The organism is Streptomyces albidochromogenes (genome assembly GCF_005981925.1).
Taxonomy (GTDB): domain Bacteria; phylum Actinomycetota; class Actinomycetes; order Streptomycetales; family Streptomycetaceae; genus Streptomyces; species Streptomyces albidochromogenes.
The window spans coordinates 1-469 of the sequence record NZ_VBVX01000748.1; the positions used below are offsets into that span (position 1 = coordinate 1).

The 469-nt window shown below is 70.8% G+C and carries 1 protein-coding gene; it reads right to left on the bottom strand.

The genetic code is table 11. The features are described 5' to 3' along the window. Positions 1-439, bottom strand: a 439-nt coding sequence (locus E2E34_RS35035) for an RNA polymerase factor sigma-54 (protein ID WP_244316415.1), incomplete at its 3' end; no start/stop codon positions are given. Positions 440-469: the final 30 nt, after the last annotated feature.

Sequence of the window (469 nt, forward strand, 5' to 3'; positions counted from 1 at the left end):
GCAGCTGGCCGCGCAGGTAGCCGGCGTCGGCCTCGCCACAGCGGCGGATCAGCTGTTCGTAGCCACGGTGGATCACCACCTTCGGCCCGGCATTGGCCGCCAGCGCTGCGCGCCAGATGCCGTTCTGCCGCCACACCACCACGTCGGGCACCACATAGGTGTCCTGCGACAGCGGCGCGATCTGCGTGCCCGGACGCGGGTCCAGCGAGCGCAGCAGCGCGACCGCCGTCTCGACCTCGTCCAGCGGCTGTTTCAGTTCATTCGCCAGCCCGGAGACGCCACTGCGCGGCAGCCGTTCCAGCGGGCCTGCGGCAATCTGTCGCGCCAGCGCCAGCCCCGGGGTGTCGGCAGGCAACACGTCCAGCTGCAGCTGCAGGCACTCGCCGAGCGTGCGCGCGGCAACGCCGACCGGGTCGAAACGCTGGATGCGATGCAGCACCGCGAGGATTACATCCTCACCGGCATGGAC